Source organism: Paraburkholderia silvatlantica, from assembly GCF_003096715.1.
GTDB classification, from domain to species: Bacteria; Pseudomonadota; Gammaproteobacteria; order Burkholderiales; family Burkholderiaceae; genus Paraburkholderia; species Paraburkholderia silvatlantica.
In genome coordinates, this window is the sequence record NZ_QEOL01000021.1 from 1 (window position 1) to 24,393 (window position 24,393).

General features: G+C 65.3%; 27 protein-coding genes and 1 tRNA gene. 10 read left to right on the forward strand and 18 right to left on the reverse strand.

The features are described from left to right. A partial coding sequence (locus C7411_RS24820; RefSeq protein WP_116603292.1) for an ABC transporter permease subunit occupies window positions 1-1,011 on the forward strand: 1,011 nt, incomplete at its 5' end. 29 nt (window positions 1,012-1,040) lie between these two features. After that, window positions 1,041-2,390, forward strand: a complete 1,350-nt coding sequence (locus tag C7411_RS24825; protein ID WP_110386812.1) for an ABC transporter ATP-binding protein — start codon at window positions 1,041-1,043, stop codon at window positions 2,388-2,390. 82 nt (window positions 2,391-2,472) lie between these two features. On the opposite strand, the gene C7411_RS24830 is transcribed toward C7411_RS24825, so the two are convergent. The 3 genes from C7411_RS24830 to C7411_RS24840 all read right to left on the reverse strand — a co-directional run bounded on the left by C7411_RS24830 (window position 2,473) and on the right by C7411_RS24840 (window position 4,970). After that, window positions 2,473-3,030 (reverse strand): hypothetical protein, encoded by a 558-nt coding sequence (locus C7411_RS24830; RefSeq protein ID WP_373682650.1) that lies wholly within the window; start codon window positions 3,028-3,030, stop codon window positions 2,473-2,475. Between the two features lie 5 nt (window positions 3,031-3,035). Then, window positions 3,036-3,548 carry a hypothetical protein gene (locus tag C7411_RS24835; protein WP_110386694.1) on the reverse strand — a complete coding sequence of 171 codons (513 nt, stop codon included), beginning with the start codon at window positions 3,546-3,548 and terminating at the stop codon, window positions 3,036-3,038. A gap of 339 nt (window positions 3,549-3,887) precedes the next feature. Beyond that, window positions 3,888-4,970, reverse strand: coding sequence for a sigma-54 interaction domain-containing protein (locus tag C7411_RS24840; RefSeq protein WP_110386695.1), 1,083 nt, complete (start codon window positions 4,968-4,970; stop codon window positions 3,888-3,890). Window positions 4,971-5,359: 389 nt separating this feature from the next. Between C7411_RS24840 and C7411_RS24845 the strand changes: the two genes are divergently transcribed. The 5 genes from C7411_RS24845 to otsA all read left to right on the forward strand — a co-directional run bounded on the left by C7411_RS24845 (window position 5,360) and on the right by otsA (window position 9,760). Further along, window positions 5,360-5,677 carry a hypothetical protein gene (locus C7411_RS24845; RefSeq protein WP_110386696.1) on the forward strand — a complete coding sequence of 106 codons (318 nt, stop codon included), beginning with the start codon at window positions 5,360-5,362 and terminating at the stop codon, window positions 5,675-5,677. Between the two features lie 305 nt (window positions 5,678-5,982). Continuing rightward, complete coding sequence (locus C7411_RS24850) at window positions 5,983-7,368, forward strand: sigma-54-dependent transcriptional regulator (protein ID WP_110386697.1); 1,386 nt, start codon at window positions 5,983-5,985, stop codon at window positions 7,366-7,368. A 90-nt stretch (window positions 7,369-7,458) separates the two neighbouring features. After that, window positions 7,459-7,680, forward strand: coding sequence for a hypothetical protein (locus tag C7411_RS24855; RefSeq protein ID WP_110386698.1), 222 nt, complete (start codon window positions 7,459-7,461; stop codon window positions 7,678-7,680). A gap of 162 nt (window positions 7,681-7,842) precedes the next feature. Beyond that, window positions 7,843-8,064: a hypothetical protein gene (locus C7411_RS24860; protein ID WP_042271192.1), complete on the forward strand. Its 222-nt coding sequence runs from the start codon at window positions 7,843-7,845 to the stop codon at window positions 8,062-8,064. A 223-nt stretch (window positions 8,065-8,287) separates the two neighbouring features. Then, window positions 8,288-9,760, forward strand: a complete 1,473-nt coding sequence (otsA, locus tag C7411_RS24865) for an alpha,alpha-trehalose-phosphate synthase (UDP-forming) (protein ID WP_110386699.1) — start codon at window positions 8,288-8,290, stop codon at window positions 9,758-9,760. 168 nt (window positions 9,761-9,928) lie between these two features. Here otsA and C7411_RS24870 read toward each other — a convergent pair whose 3' ends face one another. The 7 genes from C7411_RS24870 to C7411_RS24900 form a co-directional block, all read right to left on the reverse strand. After that, window positions 9,929-10,519, reverse strand: coding sequence for a hypothetical protein (locus C7411_RS24870; protein ID WP_110386700.1), 591 nt, complete (start codon window positions 10,517-10,519; stop codon window positions 9,929-9,931). Between the two features lie 110 nt (window positions 10,520-10,629). Further along, window positions 10,630-12,036, reverse strand: a complete 1,407-nt coding sequence (locus C7411_RS24875; RefSeq protein WP_110386701.1) for an MFS transporter — start codon at window positions 12,034-12,036, stop codon at window positions 10,630-10,632. A gap of 61 nt (window positions 12,037-12,097) precedes the next feature. Next, window positions 12,098-12,601: a YbhB/YbcL family Raf kinase inhibitor-like protein gene (locus tag C7411_RS24880; protein ID WP_110386702.1), complete on the reverse strand. Its 504-nt coding sequence runs from the start codon at window positions 12,599-12,601 to the stop codon at window positions 12,098-12,100. A gap of 186 nt (window positions 12,602-12,787) precedes the next feature. Continuing rightward, complete coding sequence (locus tag C7411_RS24885; protein WP_110386703.1) at window positions 12,788-13,237, reverse strand: very short patch repair endonuclease; 450 nt, start codon at window positions 13,235-13,237, stop codon at window positions 12,788-12,790. Window positions 13,238-13,277: 40 nt separating this feature from the next. Then, window positions 13,278-14,642: a DNA (cytosine-5-)-methyltransferase gene (gene dcm / locus C7411_RS24890; protein ID WP_110386704.1), complete on the reverse strand. Its 1,365-nt coding sequence runs from the start codon at window positions 14,640-14,642 to the stop codon at window positions 13,278-13,280. Between the two features lie 140 nt (window positions 14,643-14,782). Further along, on the reverse strand, window positions 14,783-15,082 hold the full coding sequence (locus C7411_RS24895) for a hypothetical protein (protein ID WP_243413335.1): 300 nt from the start codon (window positions 15,080-15,082) through the stop codon (window positions 14,783-14,785). Between the two features lie 81 nt (window positions 15,083-15,163). Continuing rightward, window positions 15,164-15,436 (reverse strand): hypothetical protein, encoded by a 273-nt coding sequence (locus C7411_RS24900; RefSeq protein WP_110386705.1) that lies wholly within the window; start codon window positions 15,434-15,436, stop codon window positions 15,164-15,166. 213 nt (window positions 15,437-15,649) lie between these two features. Between C7411_RS24900 and C7411_RS24905 the strand changes: the two genes are divergently transcribed. Further along, window positions 15,650-16,738 (forward strand): tyrosine-type recombinase/integrase, encoded by a 1,089-nt coding sequence (locus tag C7411_RS24905; protein ID WP_243413336.1) that lies wholly within the window; start codon window positions 15,650-15,652, stop codon window positions 16,736-16,738. An 8-nt stretch (window positions 16,739-16,746) separates the two neighbouring features. Here the strand turns inward: C7411_RS24905 and C7411_RS24910 are convergent, their stop codons facing one another. The 6 genes from C7411_RS24910 to C7411_RS24935 form a co-directional block, all read right to left on the reverse strand. Then, entirely contained in the window at window positions 16,747-17,199 is a 453-nt protein-coding gene (locus C7411_RS24910) for a DUF6941 family protein (RefSeq protein ID WP_133253703.1), read from the reverse strand. Further along, the gene (locus C7411_RS24915) at window positions 17,196-17,432 is read right to left on the reverse strand and encodes a helix-turn-helix domain-containing protein (RefSeq protein ID WP_181431372.1); all 237 of its coding nucleotides are present in this window, start codon (window positions 17,430-17,432) and stop codon (window positions 17,196-17,198) included. The genes C7411_RS24910 and C7411_RS24915 overlap by 4 nt, the downstream gene beginning before the upstream one ends. Window positions 17,433-17,616: 184 nt before the next feature. Beyond that, window positions 17,617-18,063, reverse strand: a complete 447-nt coding sequence (locus C7411_RS24920) for a hypothetical protein (RefSeq protein ID WP_116603293.1) — start codon at window positions 18,061-18,063, stop codon at window positions 17,617-17,619. Window positions 18,064-18,231: 168 nt separating this feature from the next. Beyond that, the gene (locus C7411_RS24925; protein ID WP_110386708.1) at window positions 18,232-18,513 is read right to left on the reverse strand and encodes a hypothetical protein; all 282 of its coding nucleotides are present in this window, start codon (window positions 18,511-18,513) and stop codon (window positions 18,232-18,234) included. Window positions 18,514-18,730: 217 nt separating this feature from the next. Then, a tRNA-Arg gene (locus C7411_RS24930) sits at window positions 18,731-18,805 on the reverse strand. Between the two features lie 185 nt (window positions 18,806-18,990). Beyond that, entirely contained in the window at window positions 18,991-19,215 is a 225-nt protein-coding gene (locus tag C7411_RS24935) for a rubredoxin (protein WP_110386709.1), read from the reverse strand. A 190-nt stretch (window positions 19,216-19,405) separates the two neighbouring features. Here C7411_RS24935 and C7411_RS24940 point away from each other — a divergent pair, with 190 nt between their 5' ends. Next, window positions 19,406-21,334, forward strand: coding sequence for an ATP-binding cassette domain-containing protein (locus C7411_RS24940; protein WP_110386710.1), 1,929 nt, complete (start codon window positions 19,406-19,408; stop codon window positions 21,332-21,334). Between the two features lie 65 nt (window positions 21,335-21,399). On the opposite strand, the gene C7411_RS24945 is transcribed toward C7411_RS24940, so the two are convergent. Beyond that, on the reverse strand, window positions 21,400-21,723 hold the full coding sequence (locus C7411_RS24945) for a HepT-like ribonuclease domain-containing protein (protein ID WP_207786564.1): 324 nt from the start codon (window positions 21,721-21,723) through the stop codon (window positions 21,400-21,402). After that, window positions 21,720-22,010: a nucleotidyltransferase family protein gene (locus C7411_RS24950; RefSeq protein ID WP_110386711.1), complete on the reverse strand. Its 291-nt coding sequence runs from the start codon at window positions 22,008-22,010 to the stop codon at window positions 21,720-21,722. Before C7411_RS24950 ends, C7411_RS24945 begins: the two co-directional genes overlap by 4 nt. Window positions 22,011-22,365: 355 nt before the next feature. Between C7411_RS24950 and C7411_RS24955 the strand changes: the two genes are divergently transcribed. Further along, window positions 22,366-24,357, forward strand: coding sequence for a DNA topoisomerase IV subunit B (locus C7411_RS24955; protein ID WP_110386816.1), 1,992 nt, complete (start codon window positions 22,366-22,368; stop codon window positions 24,355-24,357). Window positions 24,358-24,393: the final 36 nt, after the last annotated feature.

Sequence of the window (24,393 nt, forward strand, 5' to 3'; positions counted from 1 at the left end):
ATCGTGGTGATTCTCGCCTACGACCAGTTCCTGTTCCGCCCGCTCGTCGCGTGGGCCGACAAGTTCCGCATGGAGAACACGAGCTCGGGCGACGCCCCGGAATCGTGGCTGCTCGACCTGATTCGCCGCACCCATCTCATTCATCAACTGCTTGTGCCGCTCGGCTGGCTCTTCGCCAAGGCGGCGCGCATGCCGATCCAGCTGCCGTCGTTTCCGAACGTGTCGCGCGCCGCGCCCGTGGCGCGCGGCCGCGCCGGCTTGCGCGCACGCATCGGCGACGCGGTTTGGGCCGTGCTCGTGATCGCGTTGACCGTGTTCGTGGTGTGGCGCGTGGTGGCCTTCGTACGCACGGGCGTGGCGCTCGACGAAGTGTGGCACGTGCTCGGTCTCGGCTTTATCACGCTCTTTCGCGTGATCCTGCTGATCGCCATCGCTTCGGTGATATGGGTGCCGCTCGGCGTGCTGATCGGCCTGCGCCCGGCGCTCGCCGAGAAGGTGCAGCCGCTTGCGCAGTTCCTCGCGGCGTTCCCGGCGAACCTGCTGTTCCCGGTGTTCGTGATCGTGATCGTGCGCTTTCACCTCAATCCTGACATCTGGCTGTCGCCGCTGATCGTGCTCGGCACCCAGTGGTATATCCTGTTCAACGTGGTTGCGGGGGCCAGCGCCTATCCGAACGACTACAAGGAAGCGGCGAAGAACTTCCATATTCGTGGCTGGCAGTGGTGGCGTCAGGCCATGCTGCCGGGCATTTTCCCGTACTACATCACGGGCGCCATCACGGCTTCGGGCGGTGCATGGAATGCGAGTATCGTCGCGGAGTTCGTGCAGTGGGGCGACACGAAGCTCGCCGCGCACGGCCTGGGTGCGTACATCGCACAGATGACGGCGGCCGGCGATTACCCGAAGATCATTCTCGGCATTGCCGTGATGTCGCTCTTCGTCACGCTGTTCAACCGCCTCCTGTGGCGCCCGCTGTACACGTATGCCGAGTCTCGTCTGCGGCTCGACTGATCGAACAACGAATGATCGAAGGTAACGCGATGCAAAACCCCAAGACGCTGAGCGCCGCGCACGGCGATGTGCAGACGGCTCCGAACCCGCCGCGCCTCGGCGAAGAAATCCTGAACGTGAAGGACGTGTGCCGGGGCTTCAACAAGTCCCAGGGCGAGCTGCTCGTGCTCGACGACGCCAACCTCCAGCTGCGCGAGGGCGAGATCGTCGGGCTGCTGGGCCGCTCGGGCTCGGGCAAGTCCACGCTGCTGCGGATCATCGCGGGCCTGATCTCGCCGACCTCCGGCGAGGTCACCTGGCGCGGCAAGCCGCTCGAAGGGCCTGCCGAAGGCGTGGCGATGGTGTTCCAGACCTTCGCGCTGTTCCCGTGGCTCACCGTGCTGCAGAACGTGGAAGCGGGCCTCGAGGCGCAGGGCGTGGGCGCGCGCGAGCGCCGCGAGCGGGCGCTCGCGGCCATCGACCTGATCGGTCTGGACGGCTTCGAAAATGCCTATCCGCGCGAGCTTTCGGGCGGCATGCGCCAGCGCGTGGGTTTTGCGCGCGCGCTCGTGGTCGACCCGATGCTCATGCTCATGGACGAGCCGTTCTCCGCGCTCGACGTGCTGACCGCCGAAACGCTGCGTACCGACCTGCTCGACCTGTGGACGCAAGGGCGTCTGCCGATCAAGTCGGTGCTGATCGTCACGCACAACATCGAGGAAGCGGTGTTCATGTGCGACCGCATTCTCGTGCTGTCGTCGAATCCGGGCCGCGTGGTGGCCGAGATCAAGGTGCCGTTCAAGCATCCGCGCAACCGGCTCGACCCGGCGTTCCGCAAGCTCGTGGACGACATCTACGCGAAGATGACCGCGCGCCAGACCGGCGAAACGACCAGGAAGGGCCTCGAACTCGGCAGCTGGCTGCCGCGCGTGTCGACCAACCTGATGGCGGGTCTGATCGAAACGCTCGCGATGGCGCCGTATCACGGCCGTGCCGACATGCCGGAGATCGCGCGCTCGCTGCATCTGGAAGTGGACGACCTGTTCCCGATCGCCGAAGTGCTGCAAAACCTCGGTTTTGCCGACGTGCGCGAAGGCGACGTGCTCCTCACGCCGCCCGCGCGCGTGTTCGCGGAGTTCGGCACGCAGGAGCGCAAGATGATGTTCGCCGAGCATCTGCTGCGCCATGTGCCGCTCGCGGCGCGCATCAAGAAGGTGCTCAACGAGCGGCCCGGCCATCGCGCGCCGCGCGTGCGATTCGAGCAGGAACTGGAGGACTTTCTCTCCGACGGCGCCGCCGAAGAAACGCTCGACACGGTGATCGACTGGGGCCGCTATGGCGAGATCTTCTCGTATAACGACCAGTCGGAAATCTTCAGTCTCGAAGACGTGGAGTCCTGAGCGGCGCGCTTTTCGCCCGTGCATAAAAAAGGTCGCGGGGGCGTTCGCCCGGCGACCTTTTTTCGTTTGCGGATAAGGCGCGCTATTGCAGCGTGCCCCAGCGCTCCACCGCGGGCTCGGCCGTGGCCCATTTCCAGCCCGACTGGTCCTGACAGGCGCTCGCGGCAAACCACTGCTCGGGCGCGTCGGCTTTCTCGCCGTCCTGCACCGAGAACACGAAGTCCTTGCAGAGTGTGAGGGCGTTGGCGAACGCGCGCGTCACGCGCACCTGGCCGTGGCCGTTCTCCACGGGCAAATCGTGCTTGATGCGCCAGATGTCCATGCCGCCCACGGGCAGCCGGCCGGCCGTCCTGGCGATCATTGCCTGCTGGTCCGCGTGCATGCTCTTCATGAAGCGGCCGACGGCTTCGTCGGTGGCGGCCTGCACGGCAATGCCCACGCCGATACCGACGGCAGGATTCGCCGTGACGATGCCCGTCGCCGCAGCGGCGGCGGCGCCGCTCGCCGCGCCGATCGACGAGCAGCCGCTCGCCGCGAGCGCGATGCCCGCACAGAGCGCGGCCAGTGCGATGAGCCTCGCGGGGCGCGACGCCGGCGAATCCGTTCCGGCGTGCCGTGCGCGCTTCGCGCGCGCGTTCATGCCGTTCATTGCAGCGCACCCCAGCGGGCGGTGGCGGGCTCGGCCGAGGCCCACTTCCAGTCGTCGCCGTCGCGGCACACCGAAGCGACGAAGAAGGCGCTCGAGGCGGGCTTGTCCTGGGTGGCCTCGTGATCGACGGAGAACACGATCTCCTTGCAGTCGAGCGCACCGCTGCTGATCGTGCGGCTTACCGTGACGCGGCCGTGCTCGTCGTCTTCGATCGGGAACGAGTGCGTGATCGACCACGGCGCGACCGCGCCGACTGCGAGCGGGCCCGCCGCGCGGGCGATGCTGTCCTGGGTATGGGTGTGGACGACGCGCTCGGAGTACTGCACGCCGGCCTTCGCCGCGGCCACGGCGCCGAGGCCGATGCCGGTCGCCACGGCGGCGTTGCTCGTCACCTTCGAGGCGACCGCCGCGCCGGCGATACCGGCGCCCGTTTGCGCGCCTTCCGAGTAGAGCGAGCTGCAGGCCGAGCACGCGAGGCTCGCCACCGCAGCGAGCAGCGCGAGCGACATGACACGTCGCCGACGAGGATGAGCGCAAGGGAGCGGGGGCACGCCGGCAATCGTTTCCGCGACCGCCGCCGACACCGATGGCGCAATGCGCGCCCGAGCACTTCGTTCTTGCATGAGGATTCCCTGCCCCTGTCCGGATAGCGCCGCATTGCGCGGATATCCAGCATGTTTTGCTTACTTAACGTGCTGCGGATTGTGCAGCACGGGATTGCTCACGGGGATAGGGAAAGTGCAAGAAATTGCAAAAGGGCGTGCGCGGCAGGCCGATCTTTGATTGGCCTGGCCGTGCCGCTCCCGCCTCGCCGCGCAACGAGCGCGCTGTGGCGTGGCGGAGGGGGCTCAGGCTTCGTTGGTGTCCGGGTCGGTGGGCGCTTCGGTTTCGTCGTTGTCGTCGCCGTAGCTGCCGAGCCGGTTGTAGAGCGTCTTGAGGCTCACGCCGAGCGTGCGCGCCGCGAGACGCTTGTCGCCGCCGCAGTATTTGAGCGTGCCGAGAATGATCTGCTTTTGCGCATCGGCGAGCGGTGTGCCGATCCAGACGCTCATCGCGTCGCCCTGGGTGACGGGCTTCTTCACGCGCGGCACCAGTTGCGGATGCGCGATCTCCACGACCTTTTCCGCGAGGATGAACGCGCGGTACACGGCGTTTTTCAGCTCGCGCACGTTGCCCGGCCACGACCAGTTGCGTACGGTTTCGAGCGCGCGCTTGCTGAACGCCTTTTGCGTGCCTTCCTGGTCGTTCAGTTCGGTGAGGAAATGCTGCGCGAGCAGTTCGCGGTCGCGCTCGCGTTCTCGCAGCGGCGGGGCGCGCAGCGGAAACACCGCGAGCCGGTACATCAGGTCCTCGCGCAGGCAGTTTTCCTTAACGGCCGTCATGGGGTCGCGGTTGGTCGCGGCGATGATGCGCACGTCGCCGCGAATCGCCTCGTTGCCGCCCACCGGAAAGTACTCGCCGGTTTCGAGCGCGCGCAGCAGCTTGACCTGATGCAGCAGCGACATTTCGGTGATTTCGTCGAGGAACAGCGTGCCGCCGCGCGCGTGCTCGAAGTGGCCGTCGCGCGCCTGCACGGCGCCCGTGAAGCTGCCTTTTTCGTGGCCGAACAGCTCGGCCTCGATCAGCTCGTCGGGGATCGCGCCGCAGTTGACCGGGATGAACGGGCCATCGCGGCGTTCGCTGTGCGCGTGGATCGTGCGGGCGATCAGCTCCTTGCCCGTGCCCGATTCGCCGACGATGAGGGCCGTCGCTTCGGTTACGGCCACGCGCTCGATCTGCGCATAGAGATCCAGCATGACCGCCGACGAGCCGTACAGCAAACCGTACGACTGCAATCCCGCGATGCGCGGGTCCGCGTCCGCTGCGGCATTGCCGTTGTTTGCGCTGTTACGCTTTGTGGCGGCGGGCGAGCCCGGCTCGATTGACGCCATAGGGGGTTTCGTCCTGCAAAGGTAGTGCGGGGCGTTCGTTGCTGCGCGCGTCGGCATGCTGCTGCGCGTATCGGCGAACAGGCCCTGCGATCCGGGGCTGGCCGTCCAGGACAGGTGCGGAACTTGCCGCTCCGACGGCCGCGAAGGTTGGCGTCGACGGGATTGGCATCTCGTCGACGCGTAAACATTTAACCACTGCCGCGCCTGACAGGGCAATGGACCTGTAGAGGCAAGCGCGAGCGGGCGTGGCATGCATCCTGCTGCGGAACTTGCAGAGCCCGGCGCCGTCTGCGTTGATAGGGGCGGCGCGTCGGCCACGCCCCGGGCGATGTCATTCGAGTCAACTCGCGTCTTCCGTCTTTGACGAGGCGTATCTGGGAGAGAGCGACATGTCGAAGAACCGCAACGGCTTGGTAGGAACCCTGGTGACCGTCGGCGCGCTTGGCGCCATGGCGGGCATGCTGGCGTGGCGATTCTCGCAGCGCCACCGCGCGCAACGGCAGACCTTTTATCGCGATCTGAGCCGCTGGGAAGGCGAAGGCGGCTCGCTTGCCGATGCCACCGGCAACAACGGACTGGGCCCGGAAATGGCCATGGCCGGGGGCGCGCCGGACTCGCCCGCACAGGGCGCGAAGAGCCGGATGACGAATGGTGCGAACGGCGCGAATGGCTCGGCTGGCATGCCGTGGCCGTTTCCGCACAGCTAGGCGGGGGTGGCGGGGCCACGCGAGAGCCGTGCCCGCTTATCTCGAATACGTCTATAATAGTGATATCAACAACAATCGAGGTTCGGGCGGCCCGCGGCTGACGGTATTGTTGCTCAGTTGTAGCCAAACCGCGCAAATTCAGGCTTTTGCCGCTTGGGTGTGCGTCCCGACGTTTCGTACTCCACTGCAGCGCAATCACGTGCGTCGCGACCTCCGCGGCGCCGGGCAACGTCGTCCGGCGCGCTCGCGAAGGGCGCGGCGCTCGCGCTTTGGAGCCATTCACCTATCAAGGCTGACGAGACGCGATGCCACATGTATTGATTGTCGATGACGATGAGCAAACCCGCGAGGCGCTGGCGGCCGTGGTGAGCGAAGACGGGCTCACCACCGCGCAGGCAGGCGACCTGCGCGAGGCGCGCATTCAGCTCGTGCGGCAGACGCCGGACGTGGTCTTCACCGACCTGAAGCTGCCCGACGGCAGTGGCACCGACCTTTTCGAGGATCTCGACCCGCGCTCGGGCGTGGAACTCGTGGTCATCACCGGACACGCGACGGTCGAGACGGCCGTCGATGCGCTCAAGTCCGGGGCGATCGATTACCTGGTCAAGCCGATCAATCTCCAGCGCGTGAAGGCGATCCTGAACCGCCTGCCGCGCGCCGGCGACCTCAAGGCCGAAATCGGCACGCTGCGCGGCGAGTTGCGCCGCATGGGGCGCTTCGGTCTGATGCTCGGCAATTCGCCGACCATGCAGGAGGTCTACGACCAGATCAGCCGCGTCGCGCCTACGCCTGCCTCGGTCATGCTGGTGGGCGAATCGGGCACCGGCAAGGAAGTGGCCGCGCAGACCATCCACCAGTTGAGCCTGCGCCGCAAGCACGAATTCCTCGCTGTGAACTGCGGCGCGATCTCGCCGAACCTGATCGAGTCCGAGATGTTCGGTCACGAGCGCGGCTCGTTCACGGGCGCGGACCGGCAGCATAAGGGCTATTTCGAACGCGCCAACGGCGGCACGCTGTTCCTCGACGAAATCACCGAAATGCCGATCGAGCTGCAGGTGAAGCTGCTGCGCGTGCTCGAGACCGGCATGTTCATGCGCGTGGGCACGACCAAGGAGATCGAGACCGACGTGCGCCTGATCGCGGCGACCAACCGCGACCCGGAGCAGGCCGTTGCCGAAGGCAAGCTGCGTCTGGACCTTTATCACCGCCTGAACGTGTTTCCGATCAGCCTGCCGCCGCTGCGCGAGCGCGGCAAGGATGTCGAGCTGCTCGCCCAGTCGTTCCTCGACGAGCTGAACGAGCGTCACGGCACGAAAAAGCAGTTTCCCGCAGCAGTGCGCGACATGCTGGCGGCCTACCCGTGGCCCGGCAACGTGCGCGAGCTGAAGAACTACGTGCAGCGTGCGCACATCATGTCGGGCAACGACGGCGATTTCACGGCGACGGTGCCGCTGCAGATTTCGCTTTCGAAGCCGATTGCGGGCACGGCGGTGACGATCCCGTTCGGCACTTCGCTCGCCGACGCCGATCGCCAGCTCATTCTCGCGACGCTCGAGCAATGCGGCGGCGTGAAGACGCGCGCGGCGGAAATCCTCGGCATCAGCCTGAAGACGCTCTATAACCGTCTTGTGGAGTACGGCAACGAAAGCGCCGGCAAGGGCGATGCGCCCGCGCGCGCAGCCGGCGCCTGAGCAGCCTGCGCGAGCACGACGCTTCGCGCGCTCGCACGGGCGGTACGACGCTTGCAGTGTGAGTTTCGCGTCCATGATGAGGAGCGAAAGATGCCGAGCTGCAAAACCAGTGATGCCGTCCGCGTGAAGCCCTGGCTCGCGCATACCCCGCAGCCAGACGAACCGCCGCCGGACCAGCCCGGCGAGCCCGACGTCCCGCCCATCGGCGATCCGCCGGCGCAACCGGGTGAAGTGCCGCACACGGTGTATCCATTCGACCCCTCGGTCTCCTCTGGATTTCGCCGTTCGCGTGACGCATTGCCCGCGACGTGAGCGTTTGCTCGCACAGCCTCGCGAAGCCATTGGCTGATCCTGACGGCTTTTATGTACGAGTTACAAAGGCTCTACCATTTTTACCGGCGAATTCACGCGGCGAACCCTAGACTATAAAAAGCGCCACGGCCGCGTGGCCGCCTTCCCGCTGGAGGCATCGACATGAGACATCCTGCCTTGCGCCGCTCTGCACGCTACACGGGCAAGCGTGGCCCGCGCGATTCGCAAGAGAAAAGCAGTCCGCAGCAGTCGGTCGCGCCGGACCCCGCAGGCCAGAATCGCGCAGCGCCTGGCGTGCCGCCCGACGGCGAGCACAACCAAGGCGGGGCGCGGGCTGAGGGCATCGAGTACCAGCGCGATCTCGGCTCGGAACAGGACGCCTGATCCGCTGCGAACCGCAGCTCGCCGCGCGCTGTGTGCAGGCCGGTTTCCTGGCCTGACAGAACACCGGGGTATTCCGCATTTGCGTGCTTGCCGCGCGGAATTTGCTCGCGCTGTCGTTTGTGCGAAAAGATATTTTCTCCAGACCCTGCCGAGTCGGCACGCGTCTTGCGTGCATACCTGAAGCATCATCTTCGGACCCAACGAAACAGGAGGTAGAGCCGCAATGGGCAGACTGATCGTGGTATCGAATCGCGTTGCGCCGACCCAGGAGGGCCGGCCCGCTGCGGGCGGGCTCGCAGTCGGCGTACTGGACGCGCTCAAGGAAACCGGCGGTGTGTGGTTCGGGTGGAGCGGCGAGACCGTCGCGCAGCCGTGCGCACCGGTCATCGAGCAGCAGGGCAGCGTCACCTACGCGACGGTGGGTCTCACCCGGCGTGACTATGACCAGTACTACAAGGGCTTCTCGAATACGACGCTCTGGCCGACGTTCCACTACCGCAACGACCTCGCGCGCTACGAGCGCCAGGAGTACGGCGGCTACCTGCGCGTGAACGTGTCGCTCGCGCGCCAGTTGCAGCCGCTCATCGAGCCCGACGACATCATCTGGGTGCACGACTATCACCTGATTCCGTTCGCGCGGTGCCTGCGCGATCTCGGGGTGAAGAACCCGATCGGCTTCTTCCTGCACATTCCGCTGCCGGTGCCCGAAGTCCTGCGCTCGGTGCCGCCCCACGAAGAACTCATGAAGTTCCTGTGCCACTACGACGTGGTCGGCTTCCAGACCGGCGCGGACCGCCAGGCCTTTCTCGACTACGTCGAGCGCGGCGGCCATGGCACCGCAAGCGATGACGGCATGGTTCACGCATGGGACCGCTTCCTGAAGGTCGGCGCGTACCCGATCGGCATCTATCCGGACGCCATTGCCAAAGCCTCGTCGCAGTTCTCCGACCGCAAGGCCGTGCGCAGCCTGCGCGAAGCCATGCGCGGACGCAAGCTGATCATGAGCGTGGATCGGCTCGATTATTCGAAGGGGCTCGCCGAGCGCTTCCAGGCGTTCGAGCGCCTGTTGCAGAACGGGCCGGGCTGGCACGGCCGCGTCTCGCTCCTGCAGATCGCGCCGCCAACGCGCTCCGACGTGCAGACCTACCAGACGATCCGCCGCAATCTCGAAGGCGAGGCGGGCCGGATCAACGGCCGTTTCGCACAACTCGACTGGACGCCGATCCAGTACCTGAACCGCAAGTACGAGCGCAACCTGCTGATGGCGCTGTTCCGCGAGGCGCAGGTGGGCTACGTTGCGCCGCTGCGCGACGGCATGAACCTCGTGGCGAAGGAATACGTGGCCTCGCAGAATCCCGACGATCCCGGCGTGCTGGTGCTTTCGCAGTTCGCGGGCGCGGCCGAACAGATGCCGGGCGCGCTGGTCGTGAATCCGTACGACCTGAACCAGACGGCCGAGGCGCTGGAGCGCGCGCTCTCGATGCCGCACGCCGAGCGCGTCTCACGCTACAACGACATGATGGCGTCGCTGCGCGAGAACAATCTTTCGGTGTGGCGCGATACGTTCCTCGCCGATCTGCGCAGCGTCGCGACGGCCGCTTCGGTCACGGCCAGGGCGCGCAACGCGGCGCCGGCGGCGAAAGCCTCCGTGCAAGCGAGCGCGCCGGAACAGGCACCGCGCGCAGCACGCGCCTAGCGAGGCATCAGTGAGGGGCGGCGTGCGTGCCGCCCTGACTGTCTAGCGCAGTCTCGACGCAAATGGATCCGCGCGGCGGCCTTTCGGGCCGCCGCGTTTTCTTGCGTCCGCGCTATCGACACGTTGAGATAAGCGGCGATAAGCGGCGATAAGCGGCGCGGCGTGCGCTCAGACCCGCTGGCCGCTCGGCGCGGCGAACGGCATCGGCGCTCGGGTCGGATCGAAGTCGGCCCAGTGTCCGTCGTGCCATTGGCCTGAGGCGCACTCGATATCGGCGGCGCCGCCGTCGCGCAGCAACTGCGCGGCGAGGTCCTGATTCTCGTAGCAGACGTGCACCGAGAGCAGCACGCCGTCGCTGCGCGTCTCGCGATGCACCCTCTCGTGGTGCGCCGACATTGGCTGCGCAGCGGCTTTCGCCCCCACGCTCGCGCCGATGCGCGCCCCGATCCAGGCGCCCACGCCGGCTGCGATCACGACGGACGGCAGTGCAGCCGAGAACGCGCTGAAAATCACCACGCCCACTACGGCGCCCGCCACGGCTCCTGCGGTGACGTTGCGGGTGTGATGCGGGTGCGCCGCGGCGGCCGTGGGCGGTGCGCCCATGGCCGTCCCCTGAACGTTGTGGCGCGCATGCTGGCCGCGCGGATTGACAAAGAACAGGTTGACGTCTTCTTCGAGGAAGCCGCCCGCGTACAGCTTTTCGGCGGCGGCTTCGGCGGCGGGAAAGGTCGTGAACCGACCAGCGACGATCAGTGACATGGGAAGCCCCCTTTGCCGGATTCGGCAGGTTGACTCGCCGGGCGCCGCCGCGAATGCGGCTCGCCCTGAATCCATGTTAGTGCCTGCGCGCGTGCAGGGTTAGGCCGCGCTTAGCCCGGCGTGCGCGCCGCGGGACCCGGCATCAGGCGCAGCAGGCTCACCACAGCCGCGGCGGCGGCGAAGGCCGTCGCCACGTAGAGGGCCGCGGTCGGCCCGTGTTGCGGTGCAATGCCGAAGATGAGCGCCACGAGCGCAGCGCCGAGCGTTTGCCCGGTGAGGCGCGCGGTGCCGAGCATGCCGCTTGCGCCGCCGCTGCGCTCGCGCGGCGCGGAGGAGAGGATCTGCCGGTTGTTGGGCGACTGGAACACGCCGAAGCCCATGCCGCACAAGGCCATGCGCCAGCCGATATCGAACGCCGCGGGATGTGCGCCGAGCGTGGCGAGCGAGAGCAGGCCGAGTGCGAAAAGCGCGAGTCCGATGCCGCCGAGCATACCCGCCGGATAGCGGTCGGAGAGCGCGCCCGAGAGCGGCGCGGCGCCGACGATGACGAGAGGCCAGGGCGTCATGAGGAGACCCGTGTCGACCTGCGAGAAACCGAAGGTCTCCTGCAGCATGAAGGGCAGCGCGACGAACGCGAGCATTTGCGCGCAGAACGAGCACACCGAGGTGCTGATCGACAGCGCGAACACGGGGTTGGCGAGCAGATCGACGGGCAGCAGCGGCGCGGCCTGCGTGAGCTGGCGGCGCACGAAGAACCAGCCGATCACGATTGCGAGCACGAATTCGAGCGCGACGAGGCGATTGCTCTCGCCGTGGCCGAGACCGTCGACGGCAAAGATCAGGAGGCCGAACACAATGGCGTTGAGCACGGCGCTCACATAGTCGTAGGGTGCGGGGTGCCGCTCGTTCACGGGCAGCGCGCGCAGACCCAGCGCCAGCGCGGCGATGCCGATCGGCACGTTGATCGCAAAGAGCCAGGGCCACGTCGCGATGGCGAGCACGCCCGAGGCGAGCGTCGGGCCGACCGCCGAGGCGATCGCGACGACCATCGCGTTGATGGCGACGCCGCGGCCGAGCTGCGTGCGCGGATAGATCATGCGCACGAGCGCGGTGTTCACGCTCATGATCCCCGCGCCGCCTAGGCCCTGCACCATGCGTGCGAACGCGAGTTCGGGCAGCGTGCTCGCCAGCGCGCAGCCGAGCGACGCGACGGTGAACAGCACCATGCCGGCCAGATAGACGCGCTTGTAGCCGATGCGGTCGCCGAGCGAGGCGAGCGGCAGGAGCGAGATGGTCACCGAAAGCTGATACGCATTGACGATCCAGATCGAGCTTGCCGCGCTCGCACGAAGGTGCCGCGCGATGGTCGGCAACGCGACATTGGCGATCGCGCCGTCGAGCACGGCGAGCGTGATGCCGAGCGCGACCACGAGGATCGCGTAGTAACGCTGCGGGAAGGGCAGGCCGGTTTCGATGTCGGCGGGGGAAGCGGCGGAGAGTTCGGAAAGCGTGGGCATCGACGGGAGAGACGGCGCGCGATGCACGTGCGCCGCCGGCTGGAGTGGGTTTTCTGGTGGTTTATTTCAGTTCATAAAGCCCGACGTAGGTGGTCGAATCCACCTCGTTCAGATGTGCCATGAAGCGCGCCACCGCGTTCGTCGTTTCCGGCGTGACGGGCAGTTGCGCCGCCTTGAGCGCATGCACGCGGAAGATGTAGCGATGGGGTTTGTCGCCGCGCGGGGGCGCCGCGCCGCCGAAACCGACCGTGCCGTAGTCGTTGCGCACCTGCACCGCGCCCTGCGGGAGCAGGCTGCCGTCGGCCTTGCCGGCGTTGCGCGCGAGCGAGCGCACGTCGGGCGGAATGTTCACCACGACCCAGTGCCAGAAGCCGCTGCCCGTGGGCGCGTCCGGATCGTAGACGGTGAGCGCGAAGCTTTGCGTGTCGGCGGGCGGCCCGTCCCACTGCAGCGCGGGCGAGACATTGTCGCCGTCGACACCGAAGGCCCGGTCGTCGAACTCCTGCGCCTTCGGCATGAAACCGTTGCTGGGAAAGTCATCGGACCAAAGTCGGAAATCAGCCATCGGGTGTCTCCTTCGCTTGGGGTCGTTGGATGGTTGCGCCAGCACGATTGACGCGTGAAGATGGGTGCGCAGCCGCTCGATCGAGTTTATCACTGCGGGCTGCTCAGGCAGGGCCAGCTTCGCAGCGTGACATGCGCCGCGCATCGGCTGATTGACGCACGTCGTGCGATGCCTCGCGAGTGCGCGTTACGAGCGCGCCTCGAACCACGCCGACGGCTCGTCTTCGAGCCACGCGGCAAGCCGCTCGACGACCGCCTGCGGATCGTGCTGCGGGCCACGCAGCGCGCATTCCCAGACCACCGCCACGCGCCAGCCCTGGGCTGCGAGCGCGGCGAGTGCCCTGGCATCGTTCAGACGGTTGCGCGCGATCTTCTCGCGCCAGAACTCGGCGCGCGTTTGCGGCCATTTGAAGAGCGCGCAGTTGTGGCCGTGCCAGAAGCAGCCGTGCACGAACACCACGGCGCGCCGGCGCGGCAGCACGATGTCGGGCCGGCCGGGCAGCTCGCGTACGTTCAGCCGAAAGCGGAAGCCGCGCCGGTGCAGCAGACTGCGGATCAGCTTTTCCGGCTTCGTGTTGCGTCCGCGTATGCCGGACATCATCCGGCTGCGGGTCGCGGTATCGACGACGTCGACCATCGTCTGTCGCCTCGCTTCGGTTGGCTGCGGCGCGCGCCGGTCAGCGGTCTCCCGCCGTGGCCGTTGCCGCAGCCGTGGCGCGCGCGGTGCGCGACGTGCGTGCCGTACGCGTGGGGCGCATTGCGTGCGTTGTGTGCGCAACCGGGGGAACCGTCGTCGCGTCCGCACGGGGCGCTGCGTGCCGTGCGGCCAGCAACGCATCGAGATGCGGCATCATCGTGCGCGCGACTTCGCGCATCACCGGCATCACCACGCTGTTGCCGAACTGGCGGTACGCCTGGGTGTCGCTCACCGGAATGCGGAAGGTGTCGGGCAGGCCCATCAACCGCGCGCACTCGCGCGGCGTGAGGCGGCGCGGGCGCAATCCTTCGCCTTGATAGACGAGGATCTCCGAGCCGTCCTTGTGATAGCGCGCAGAAAGCGTGCGCGTGACGCTGTCGGCAAACGCGAGGCCGTAGCCGAAGCCGTTGCCGGCCGCGCGGTGCTTCTCGGCGTACTGCTGCAGATAGGCCCAGAGCCCCGGCGTGAGCGTGTACTTCGGCTGCACGCGGCGCGCGCCGTGATCGAAGAAGCGCTCGCCGTCCCAGGGCAGCAGCGGCTCGCAGCCGTCGGTGCGGTGCAGGATCGAGGCGAGCCGCGGGCCATCTTCGGGCAGTGCGAGCGTGTCCCATGAGAACGCCGCCGGCTCGCGAAAACCGACGATGATGATGCGTTCGCGATGCTGCGGCGTGAAATGGCGTCCGTCGATCACGCGATAGTGGACGTCATAGCCAAGCTCGTCGCGCAGCACCTGGAGGATCACGTCGAACGTGCGGCCGCGGTCGTGCGAGACCAGGTTCTTCACGTTCTCGAGCAGGAACGCGGCGGGCCGCTTCTCGGCGATGATGCGCGCGACATCGAAGAACAGCGTGCCCTGCGTGGTGCAGGCAAAGCCGTGCGGACGCCCAAGCGCGTTCTTCTTGCTCACGCCGGCGATCGAGAACGGCTGGCACGGAAAGCCCGCGAGCAGGACGTCGTGATCGGGTACGTCGGCGGCCGCCACGGCCGTAATGTCGCCGATGAACGGATGATCCTCGCCGTAGTTTTCCAGATAGGTCTTGCGCGAGAACGGATTCCACTCGCTCGTGAAGACGCACTCGCCGCCGTGTGCCTCGAAACCCTTGCGGATGCCGCCAATGCCGGCGAACAGGTCGACGAAGCGAAAGCGCGCCGGTGCGCCATTGGCGTGAGCGACGCCTTGCAGCAGCTCGCGCAGCGCGGCTTCGAGCATGGCGGGGCAGGGCGTTTCGCCCTTTTCCCAGCGCCGCACGGTCTTCACGTCGCGGCCGACGTGGGTGGCGATCTGCTGTTGCGTGAAACGCTTACGTGCCTGCTGGAGCAGGTCTCTCGGTTCGGCCGTGTGCACGGAGTCCTCGTTAGGGTATTTTTGCGGACATTATGACCGATGGTCGACCCGTGGCACCAGGAATTCCCGATGTGCGTGCGCGAGACGTGCGCCGCGCAGGCGTATGCCTGGCGCGTGCGAGCGTTGAATTCTGGAAGACGTCAGGAGTGTTGCGGACCGGCGTTGGCCTGTTTCGCCAGGGCTGCGGAGGCCGAGGCGACGTTCAGTTCGTGCAGGTCGAGGATGAGCAGCAGGCTGTCGATTTCACACAGCTGGCCCTTGTTCACGTGACCGGTGTCGAGCAGACGGTGCAGGCGCTGGCGCCAGTAGTTCGCGGGGAGAATCGGCCCGCCGAAGTCGCCGGCGAGCGACAGCGGCATGACGCGGCGAATGTGCGCGATATCCTGGTCGATGAGGGTCGACATCATATGACCGGCGGGGAGGGGACGCATGGAGTCCATGAAGGCCTTTACGGCACTATTTTTCCATTCTTTAGGGATATTTAATCCGGTATTTACCCTATATGGCCGGCCAGATTCCGCTTATTCGGCAGCCGGCGGCGTCGCGCCTTGCGCCTGGGCCGCGCTTTCGAAGAAACGCCGCGTCGCTTCGAACGAGTTCAGCATCTGCTCGGGCCAGGGCGTTTGCAGCATCACGGCCTGGTGGTTCTCGAACGCCGCGCCCAGTTGGCGGGCGAGTTCTGGCGAATTGAGGTGGCGCAGCAGCACGCTCACGGCGATGGCGGTGGCCTGACTGGCTCCCGCCGTCTGCAGTTCGGAGGCGGTGAGGGCGGCGACTTGCTTGTTGATGTCCATGGAAAACCTGCTCGGGAAAGAGAGTGCGCGAGTGCGCGAAAGAGACGGGACGGAGATCTGCGAACCGGTTGTGACCTTCGCGGCCCGGCCTGCACGGTCGGGCGGCTGGTCCCCTTGGGAGGAATCTTCCTGCCAAACTGAGAATGATATCAAACTAACTCAAATTCCGATAAAGTCAATATAGACAAGGGTTTTGGCTGGATCTGTGTGACTGTGCCTCGTCACAACCCAGCCCAAAATTCGCCAGAATTCCGCTATGCTTTACGCCAAATTTACGCCAGGGCGGGGAGCATGGCAGCATACAGAAAGCGGGGCAGCACGTGGCGAGCCGAGGTCGCCAAGGGCGGTATCCGCGAATCGAAAACGTTCGACACGAAGGCCGAGGCTGTTACCTGGGCGACCCAGCTCGAGGCGGAAATCGATGCCGGTCGACGTCGATCTTATTCCAAGGTCCAAAAGACGCTCGCCGACGCTTTCGACGAGTACCTCGAAAAGGTATCGCCGGGCAAGGGCAAGCACGAGTGGAACAAGACGCGTCTCGAATTCTTCCGTGAGGAGCTCGAGTTCGTCGGTGCGCTCATCCGCAAGGTGCGCCCCGAGGACATCTCTGCTTGGCGCGACAAGCGCCTGAAGATAGTCAAGGCCTCCACGGTGAACCGCGATCTTAACCTGCTGTCGGCCGTCTTTCAGTCGGCGCAGGAGGAATGGAAGTGGATCCACGCGAATCCAGTGCGCGAGGTGAAGCGGCCCGAGGATCCGCCGCCGCGCCGGCGCCGCGTGAGCGACGAGGAGGCGCGGGTGATGGCCCGCGCGCTCGGCCTCACTGATGAAGGCGACGTTGCCACGATCCAGCAGTACACGGCGATCGCGTTCCTGATCGCGATCGAGACGGGCATGCGTCAGGGCGAAATCGTTGGCCTGATCTGGTCAAACGTGCATCTGGCGAACCGGTATGTGCATCTACCGAAGACGAAGAACGGCGACGCGCGCGACGTGCCACTGTCGACGCGGGCGGTTGCACTGTTCGAGCGGCTACCGAAGGTGGCGGGAGAAGCGCGGTGTTTCCCGGTATCGCAGGGCAGCGTGGATGCGTTGTGGCGCAAGGTGCGCGCGAAGGTGGTGAAGGAACGGCCTGAATTCGCGGACCTGAATTTTCACGATTCGCGGCATGAGGCAACGACGCGGCTGGCGCGCCGGTTGAACGTGCTGGCCCTCGCCCGCATGATCGGGCATCGGAATATCCAGTCGTTGATGATCTATTACGACGAGACGGCTGCCGAATTGGCTGCTCGCCTCGACTGAAATCTGCGTTAAGCGCCGGCAGGGACCAAAGCTTGGTCCATCTGGCGCACGTAAAGTTTGCCAGCAATCATTTCCTCGCCGTCGCATATGACCACGGCTTTGACTACCGTTGGCTGGTTGAGCGAAAGGGGGCTAAGAAAGGTGGTCGCACCCAAGGCCACTGCTTGTGCCGGTTCGCTGCCGTCATCGCGGGCCAAGATGGTCCTTTGCGCCGAAGCCAGCTCCTCGGGGGGGACCTCATGCCGCACTAAAACGTCGGATCCGTCGCGAACCTCAAAAACCAACGTTGAAATCGGTTTGTCGATGTGCGTGCGGATGAACGTGACTACCGCAAACTTTGGCAGAACATACGGGAACGAAGGTACCTGCAAATCACCCCCATAGACACCCATCAATGACGATTTGTTGCCTACCTCGAGCCGAACATCATCGCAGAAGTGGCAATATGCAACTCGATTCATTGAACTTCCACAATGTTGGCTGACGGTTGCTGGATCAAGCCGCGCAAGGAGTCGAGCGTGATCTTCAGGGCGTCCGCAAGTTGTGCAGCGGTGGCGAACTGAATTTGAACCTTGCCGGCCTCGATTTTTGCGATATGTGACTGACTCGTGCCGATGGCCTCCGCAAGCTTGGCCTGCGAGAGGCCCGCACGGAGCCGCGCGGCAGCAATCGAATCGGGTTTGGAGGCAAACATTGACGCTGCGGCTCGAGCGCGAGCCGCAGCCATGCGCGTCTGAAACGCAGTGTCGCGTTCCTCTCTCCGCTGGAGCAGAGATCGGGGACTGCGCGGCGATTCCTGCTGCGCCGGTGCTGCGATGCTAGGACCGCCTGTAATCTTTACCTGGAGGCGTTCTGCAGAAGATACCGCCCCCACGATGTTAGTGTCGTATTGGAAGGCCCAAGGCTTCGTAGTCACGGCGGACTCGGTCGGTAATAGGATGGTCAGGTTCATAATCGTAAGCTTCGACTCGAAGTTCCTGCGGCGTATCGTCAATGCGCTTCATCACCACCGCAAGAATATGGAACATATCTTCGTCCGGCTCGGTAGCTGCTTCGTATGCGTACAGAATGCGATAGTGCTTTCGCCCCCATTCCATCTCTAACGAATACATGCGATATATGTTGTAACCTTCGCCTTGAAGGCTTACCACCGCTTTGCAGTCAAACTGGGGATCTTCATGCGTCTGCCGATAATGCCAGGCGCAAAGGCGATCCTTGAGTTCATCACTGCCGTCAACAATTTCCAGAAAGGCCCAGATATCGTCCGCGTCGTCAGGTGATCTGGCCTCAATATGTGCCAGATCTTCCTCAGCGTGGGGGTGCATCTGAAGGCTCGCCACTATATCACGCAGTATATAAGTCCAGTTTACGGCAGCTCAAGTGAACAATTGAACCGGAAATGTGTGGGCGGGCACGGTTGACCGATTTCATGCTCGCGACGGAGCATTTTATACCGGCAGGGGCCGTATCGCGGGCAGCCGGGAGTTGAGCCTTCAGTCGGTGCTTCGACGGCGCCCCGATCGCGGGGCGGGGAGCGTGCCCTTATTTTTGCGTGCCCAATCGAGCACGTCGCCGGCGAACCAGCGCCGATGCGCCTGCATCGACTCGACCGGCCGCAGGGCAGCGGGGAATCCGGGCCGTGTAATAACGCGTGTCTCGACGGTCTTCTTTGACAGGCCCAGCCAGCACGCTATCTGCTCGGAGCTCCACAAAGTCTCTTCAGGTTTGAAGCGCTGCTTTTCGATTGTGTTGATGAGCTGGTCGATTCGCTCCATTAGATGCTATGTGGGAGGGCAGCGGCAGTAAGCCCGACTGGAGTAAAACGGGATTTGCACACTCGTTTTCTCCAAAGGAGCAGGCAAATGGACGCGTCTGACACAGCCCTCCATGGGCAGAATACGACGGTGGTTGTCCAGCTGTACATCGCTTTTGAACTGGGCGAGAAGAGCTGGAAGCTCTCACTGGGTGATGGCCGGCGCTCGCCGCCGTCGCTGGTCCCCCTGGCAGGAATCGAACCTGCATCTAGCGCTTAGGAGGCACTTGTTCTATCCATTGAACTACAGGGAGCGCGAGCTCGAGCATGGCTCCGCACGATTGCCATGTTTCCCAAGTGACCCGTCATGGCGCGGAGCGGCGCGCGAAGCAGTTCGGCCTTGCGGGTCCGAGCAATATCGCGGCGCAGGGCCAAGAGTATAGCAAACGTGTTCGGGCGCGAAAATGTCGCCCCTTTAGCTTCCGCGGAGTCGCCGCAATCAGAACTCGACGACGGCGAACTCCGCCTTGCCTACGTCGCACAGCGGACAGCGCCAGTCGACGGGGATCTCCGCAAAGCGCGTGCCGGCCGCGATGCCTTCGTCGGGCAGACCTTCTTCCTCGTTGTAGATCCAGCCGCAGATCAGGCAGACCCAGCTCTTGTACTCGATTACTTCGCTCACAGCGTGTCCTTCGGTTAGTCGATTCGATGCGTGGCCCGTCATGCGGCCCTTTATCTACAAGACAGGGCGGCGCGGGCGACCCGCGATGTTACCGGAAAACGGTTCGCGTGCCGCCGTGCTGCAGGGAAGCTAAACGCGGAAGTGCGGCCCGGGTGGAGCGACCCTGCGGCCCGACCTGCGCGGCCCGGTACAATGCCCTCTTCAGGTCCACCGCACGCATCGCTTTCCATCCATGTCGCTTTACACCATCACAGGCGCGCAACTGGCGTTCGGCCACGTCGCGCTGCTCGACCACGCGGACTTTTCGCTCGAAGCCGGCGAGCGCGTCGGGCTGATCGGCCGCAACGGCGCGGGCAAGTCGTCGCTGCTCACGATCGTCGCCGATCTCGCCAGGCCCGACGACGGTCTCGTCACGCGCCAGCAGAATCTGTCGACCGTCTATGTGCCGCAGGAGCCCGACTTCGACGCCGGCGCCACGGTGTTCGACACCGTCGCCTCGGGACTTGCCGAGATGCGCGCGCTGCTCGACGAATACGACGCGGTCGCACACCAGCTCGCGGATACGCCCGAAGGCGCCGAACACGATGCGCTGCTCGCGCGCATGAACACGCTGCAATCGTCGCTCGATCATGCCGACGCCTGGAACTGGCGCACGCGGGTTGCCACGACGCTCGCGCAGATCGGCCTCGAAGGCGACGCCCGCGTAGGCGCGCTCTCGGGCGGCATGCAAAAGCGCGTGGCGCTCGCGCGCGCGCTCGTCGTGCAGCCCGATGTCCTGCTGCTCGACGAACCGACCAACCACCTCGACTTCGACGGCATCCGCTGGCTCGAGGAACTGCTCGTGGCGCAGCGTTCGAGCCTCCTCTTCATCACCCACGACCGCGCGTTTCTCGACCGCGTGGCCACGCGCATCGTCGAACTCGATCGCGGCAAACTGCTTTCGTATCCGGGCAACTTCTCGCAGTACCAGGAGCGCAAGGCGCAGCAGCTCGAAGTCGAGCGCGTGGAGAACGAGAAGTTCGACAAGCTGCTCGCGCAGGAAGAAGTGTGGATCCGCAAGGGCGTGGAGGCGCGCCGCACGCGCAGCGTGGGCCGCATCGCGCGCCTCGTGCAGATGCGCCACGAGCGCGAAGAGCGCCGCAACGTGCAGGGCAACGTGAAGCTCGACGTCGCGCAAGGCGAGAAGTCCGGCAAGATCGTCGCCGAACTCACGGACGTGACCAAGCGCTATGGCGGCCGCACGATCGTCGATCACTTTTCGTCGACGGTCATGCGCGGCGACAAGATCGGCTTCGTCGGTCCGAACGGCGCAGGCAAGACCACGCTGCTGAAGCTGATTCTCGGCGAGTTGAAGCCCGACGAAGGCACGGTGCGCGTGGGCACGAACCTGCAGGTCGCGTATTTCGACCAGATGCGCGCGCAGCTCGACATGGAAAAGAGCCTCGCCGATACCATCAGCCCCGGCAGCGACTGGGTCGAGATCAACGGCGCGAAGAAGCACGTGATGAGCTATCTCGGCGACTTCCTGTTCGCGCCCGAGCGTGCGCGCTCGCCCGTGAAGTCGCTTTCGGGCGGCGAGCGCAATCGCCTGCTGCTCGCGCGTTTGTTCGCGCGTCCCGCGAACGTGCTCGTGCTCGACGAACCGACCAACGACCTCGACATCCCGACGCTCGAACTGCTTGAAGAGTTGCTCACCGACTACGACGGCACCGTGCTGCTCGTCTCCCACGACCGCGCGTTTCTCGACAACGTGGTGACGTCGGTGATCGCGTCCGAGGGTGAGGGCAGGTGGCGCGAATACGTAGGCGGCTTCACCGACTGGCAGACGCAGAGCACACGCGCGCAGGAGATCGCCGAAGCACGCGCGCCGAGGGAAGCGGCGGCTGCGGTGGCCGCGCCCAAGGAGAGCGCCGCGGGCCGCAATGCGCAGCGCACCGTGAAGCTTTCGTTCAAGGAGCAGCGCGAACTCGAGGAACTGCCCGGGCGCATCGAGGCGCTGGAGACGGAGCAGAAGACGATCGGCGCGAAGATCGAGGACGGGTCGATCTTCGCGAAGGATGCGGCCGAAGGCGCGCGGCTCACCGAACGTTACGCGGCGATCGACGAGGCATTGCTCGTTGCGCTGGAGCGGTGGGAGGAGCTGGAGAGCAAGCGCAAGTGATGCGAGAGAAAGCGGCCTGATGAAGGCCGCTTTTTTATGAGCGTCTCAGCTGTGAAAGCTTGAGCTCAAGTTCGGGCAAATATGACTTCACGGTGCTCCAGACAATGTCGACGTCCACGACAAAGTACCTGTGCGTCACTGTGGTTGCGCATGCCGTACATGGCTTCCCACGGTATGTCGGGATGGGCGGCAGCAAAGTCGGGGTCGTCGCGAGTGATATTGCGCGCGGCTTTACCCATGATCGCGATGTTACGCACGACCGCATCGACAGCCATCGGTGTTGCCTCGAAGCTTTCGCGTGAAAGCGAAGCAGTGTATGTGCGAATCCGTTCGATCGCGTCAAGAATGTGCTGCAGGTAATCTGGCGTGCGCAGATCTTTCTTTCTCATACCGGCACCGATTCGGCGACTACGCGAGCGCGAAAGGTCTCGGGTAGCGCTTTGGGCGTGAGTACGTCCACTCGCACCCCTAGAAGCGCTTCGAGCCGTAGCTGGATTTGCGCGAGATCGATGAGTGTCGTTTCCGGCGTCGGGTCGACGAGCAGATCGAGGTCGCTATCCTCGTCGTCCTCCGCGCTCGCGGACGACCCGAAGACGCGCGCATTCGTTGCGTGATGACTTGCGACGATCTGGCGAATTTCGGCGCGGTGCGCGCGTAAGGCTTCGGATGGTCTCATGACGGCTCTACGCTCCTCAACGTGCAACAAACGGCTACGACAAGGCCGGGTGAACTTGCGGCAGCGCACGGCGCTCCACGCGTGCCCATTCTACGCGACTCGCCCAACGCTTCGCCCCTCCGCCGAACAGCCAACCGCGAGGCAAATTGCCGTGCGAGCCCAAATCAGTACAATACCTCGCGAATTCGAACAACTGCGCGAACCTCCGCGCCGCCGCGAGCGCACCTGCCACCGCGGCGCGCAGCCGGTTCACCCCGTTGTTTCGTATCGGTTTTTTTGAACGCTCAACGCGTTTTCCCCGCAGATGTCCACAGGACCTGTGGACAAGCGCGCGGACAACCCCCTGTGGATCACCATGTCAACGAAGAAGTCCAACGCTGGAAACACTGGCTATAGCGAAGCGTCGATCAAGGTGCTCAAGGGCCTCGAGCCCGTCCGGCAGCGGCCGGGCATGTATACGCGCACCGAGAATCCGCTGCACATCATCCAGGAAGTCATCGACAACGCCTCGGACGAAGCGCTCGGCGGCTACGGCAAGCGCATCACCGTGACGCTGCACGCCGACCATTCCGTCTCCGTCGAGGACGACGGCCGCGGCATTCCGTTCGGCCTGCACCCCGAAGAGAAGGTGCCCGTCGTCGAAATCGTGTTCACGCGCCTGCACGCGGGCGGCAAGTTCGACAAGGCCGCCGGCGGCGCCTATACGTTCTCGGGCGGCCTGCACGGCGTGGGCGTCTCGGTCACGAACGCGCTTTCCACGCGTCTGGACGTGACCGTCTGGCGCGACGGCAAGGTCGCCGAAATCGGCTTCTCGGACGGCAACGTCACGAAGCCGCTCGCCACGCGCAACGCCGCGCGCGACGAGAAGAAGAGCGGCACGCGCGTGACCGCCTGGGCCGATCCCAGGTATTTCGATTCGCCCAACCTGCCGCTCGGCGAACTGCAGCGTCTCTTGCGCTCGAAGGCCGTGCTGCTGCCGGGCGTCGAGGTCGAACTGATCGTCGAGAAGACCGGCGAGCGCCAGAGCTGGAAGTACGAAGACGGCCTGCGCGGCTATCTGCTCGAAGGCATGGGGGGCGCCGACCTGCTGATCCCCCTCTTCGAAGGCGAGCGCTACGCCGACGCACGCACCGCCGACGACACCTTCGCCGAAGGCGAGGGCGCTGCGTGGGTTGTGGCGTGGAGCGAGGAAGGCTCGCTCACGCGCGAGTCGTACGTGAACCTGATCCCGACGCCTGCGGGCGGCACGCACGAAAGCGGCTTGCGCGACGGTTTGTTCCAGGCCGTGAAGAGCTTCGTCGAATTGCACAATCTTCAGCCGAAAGGCGTGAAGCTGCTGCCCGAAGACGTCTTTGCGCGCGTCTCGTTCGTGCTCTCGGCCAAGGTGCTCGACCCGCAGTTCCAGGGCCAGATCAAGGAGCGCCTGAACAGCCGCGACGCCGTCAAGCTCGTTTCGTCGTTCTCGCGTCCGGCTTTGGAGCTGTGGCTCAACCAGCACGTCGAGCATGGCAAGAAGCTCGCCGATCTCGTCATCAAGCAGGCGCAGGCGCGCACGCGCGCGGGCCAGAAGGTCGAGAAGCGCAAGAGCTCGGGCGTGGCCGTGCTGCCCGGCAAGCTCACCGACTGCGAATCGACCGACATCGCGCGCAACGAACTCTTCCTCGTGGAGGGCGACTCGGCCGGCGGCTCCGCGAAGATGGGGCGCGACAAGGAGTACCAGGCCATCCTGCCGCTGCGCGGCAAGGTGCTCAACACGTGGGAGACCGAGCGCGACCGGCTCTTTGCGAACAACGAAGTGCACGACATTTCGGTGGCGATCGGCGTCGATCCGCACAGCCCCGACGACACGGTCGATCTCTCGAACCTGCGCTACGGCAAGATCTGCATTCTCTCGGACGCGGACGTCGACGGCTCGCACATCCAGGTGCTGCTGCTCACGCTCTTCTTCAAGCATTTCCCGCAACTGATCGAGCGCGGCCACGTATGCGTGGCGCGCCCGCCGCTGTTCCGCGTCGATGCGCCCGCGCGCGGCAAGAAGCCCGCGCAGAAGCTCTATGCGCTCGACGAAGGCGAACTCGAAGCGATCCTCGACAAGCTGCGCAAGGACGGCGTGCGCGAGACGCAATGGACCATCAGCCGCTTCAAGGGTCTTGGCGAAATGAGCGCCGAGCAGCTCTGGGACACGACGATGAACCCCGACACGCGGCGCCTCTCGCCCATCGCGCTCGGCGACCTCGACTACGAGGCCACGGTCGCGCGCATGACGATGCTCATGGGCAAGGGCGAAGCGGCATCGCGCCGTTCGTGGCTCGAAGAGAAGGGCAACGAAGTCGAAGCGGATATCTAGGCGAGCGCGCCCACACAAGATTACGGAACGATTGAA

Coding starts and splice junctions, on each gene's coding strand:
- C7411_RS24825 (WP_110386812.1), top strand. CDS start 1,041: ATGCAAAACCCCAAGACGCTGAGCGCCGCGCACGGCGATGTGCAGACG.
- C7411_RS24830 (WP_373682650.1), bottom strand. CDS start 3,030: ATGAACGCGCGCGCGAAGCGCGCACGGCACGCCGGAACGGATTCGCCG.
- C7411_RS24835 (WP_110386694.1), bottom strand. CDS start 3,548: ATGTCGCTCGCGCTGCTCGCTGCGGTGGCGAGCCTCGCGTGCTCGGCC.
- C7411_RS24840 (WP_110386695.1), bottom strand. CDS start 4,970: ATGGCGTCAATCGAGCCGGGCTCGCCCGCCGCCACAAAGCGTAACAGC.
- C7411_RS24845 (WP_110386696.1), top strand. CDS start 5,360: ATGTCGAAGAACCGCAACGGCTTGGTAGGAACCCTGGTGACCGTCGGC.
- C7411_RS24850 (WP_110386697.1), top strand. CDS start 5,983: ATGCCACATGTATTGATTGTCGATGACGATGAGCAAACCCGCGAGGCG.
- C7411_RS24855 (WP_110386698.1), top strand. CDS start 7,459: ATGCCGAGCTGCAAAACCAGTGATGCCGTCCGCGTGAAGCCCTGGCTC.
- C7411_RS24860 (WP_042271192.1), top strand. CDS start 7,843: ATGAGACATCCTGCCTTGCGCCGCTCTGCACGCTACACGGGCAAGCGT.
- otsA (WP_110386699.1), top strand. CDS start 8,288: ATGGGCAGACTGATCGTGGTATCGAATCGCGTTGCGCCGACCCAGGAG.
- C7411_RS24870 (WP_110386700.1), bottom strand. CDS start 10,519: ATGTCACTGATCGTCGCTGGTCGGTTCACGACCTTTCCCGCCGCCGAA.
- C7411_RS24875 (WP_110386701.1), bottom strand. CDS start 12,036: ATGCCCACGCTTTCCGAACTCTCCGCCGCTTCCCCCGCCGACATCGAA.
- C7411_RS24880 (WP_110386702.1), bottom strand. CDS start 12,601: ATGGCTGATTTCCGACTTTGGTCCGATGACTTTCCCAGCAACGGTTTC.
- C7411_RS24885 (WP_110386703.1), bottom strand. CDS start 13,237: ATGGTCGACGTCGTCGATACCGCGACCCGCAGCCGGATGATGTCCGGC.
- C7411_RS24895 (WP_243413335.1), bottom strand. CDS start 15,082: ATGGACTCCATGCGTCCCCTCCCCGCCGGTCATATGATGTCGACCCTC.
- C7411_RS24900 (WP_110386705.1), bottom strand. CDS start 15,436: ATGGACATCAACAAGCAAGTCGCCGCCCTCACCGCCTCCGAACTGCAG.
- C7411_RS24910 (WP_133253703.1), bottom strand. CDS start 17,199: ATGAATCGAGTTGCATATTGCCACTTCTGCGATGATGTTCGGCTCGAG.
- C7411_RS24915 (WP_181431372.1), bottom strand. CDS start 17,432: ATGTTTGCCTCCAAACCCGATTCGATTGCTGCCGCGCGGCTCCGTGCG.
- C7411_RS24920 (WP_116603293.1), bottom strand. CDS start 18,063: ATGCACCCCCACGCTGAGGAAGATCTGGCACATATTGAGGCCAGATCA.
- C7411_RS24925 (WP_110386708.1), bottom strand. CDS start 18,513: ATGGAGCGAATCGACCAGCTCATCAACACAATCGAAAAGCAGCGCTTC.
- C7411_RS24935 (WP_110386709.1), bottom strand. CDS start 19,215: ATGACGGGCCACGCATCGAATCGACTAACCGAAGGACACGCTGTGAGC.
- C7411_RS24940 (WP_110386710.1), top strand. CDS start 19,406: ATGTCGCTTTACACCATCACAGGCGCGCAACTGGCGTTCGGCCACGTC.
- C7411_RS24945 (WP_207786564.1), bottom strand. CDS start 21,723: ATGAGAAAGAAAGATCTGCGCACGCCAGATTACCTGCAGCACATTCTT.
- C7411_RS24950 (WP_110386711.1), bottom strand. CDS start 22,010: ATGAGACCATCCGAAGCCTTACGCGCGCACCGCGCCGAAATTCGCCAG.
- C7411_RS24955 (WP_110386816.1), top strand. CDS start 22,366: ATGTCAACGAAGAAGTCCAACGCTGGAAACACTGGCTATAGCGAAGCG.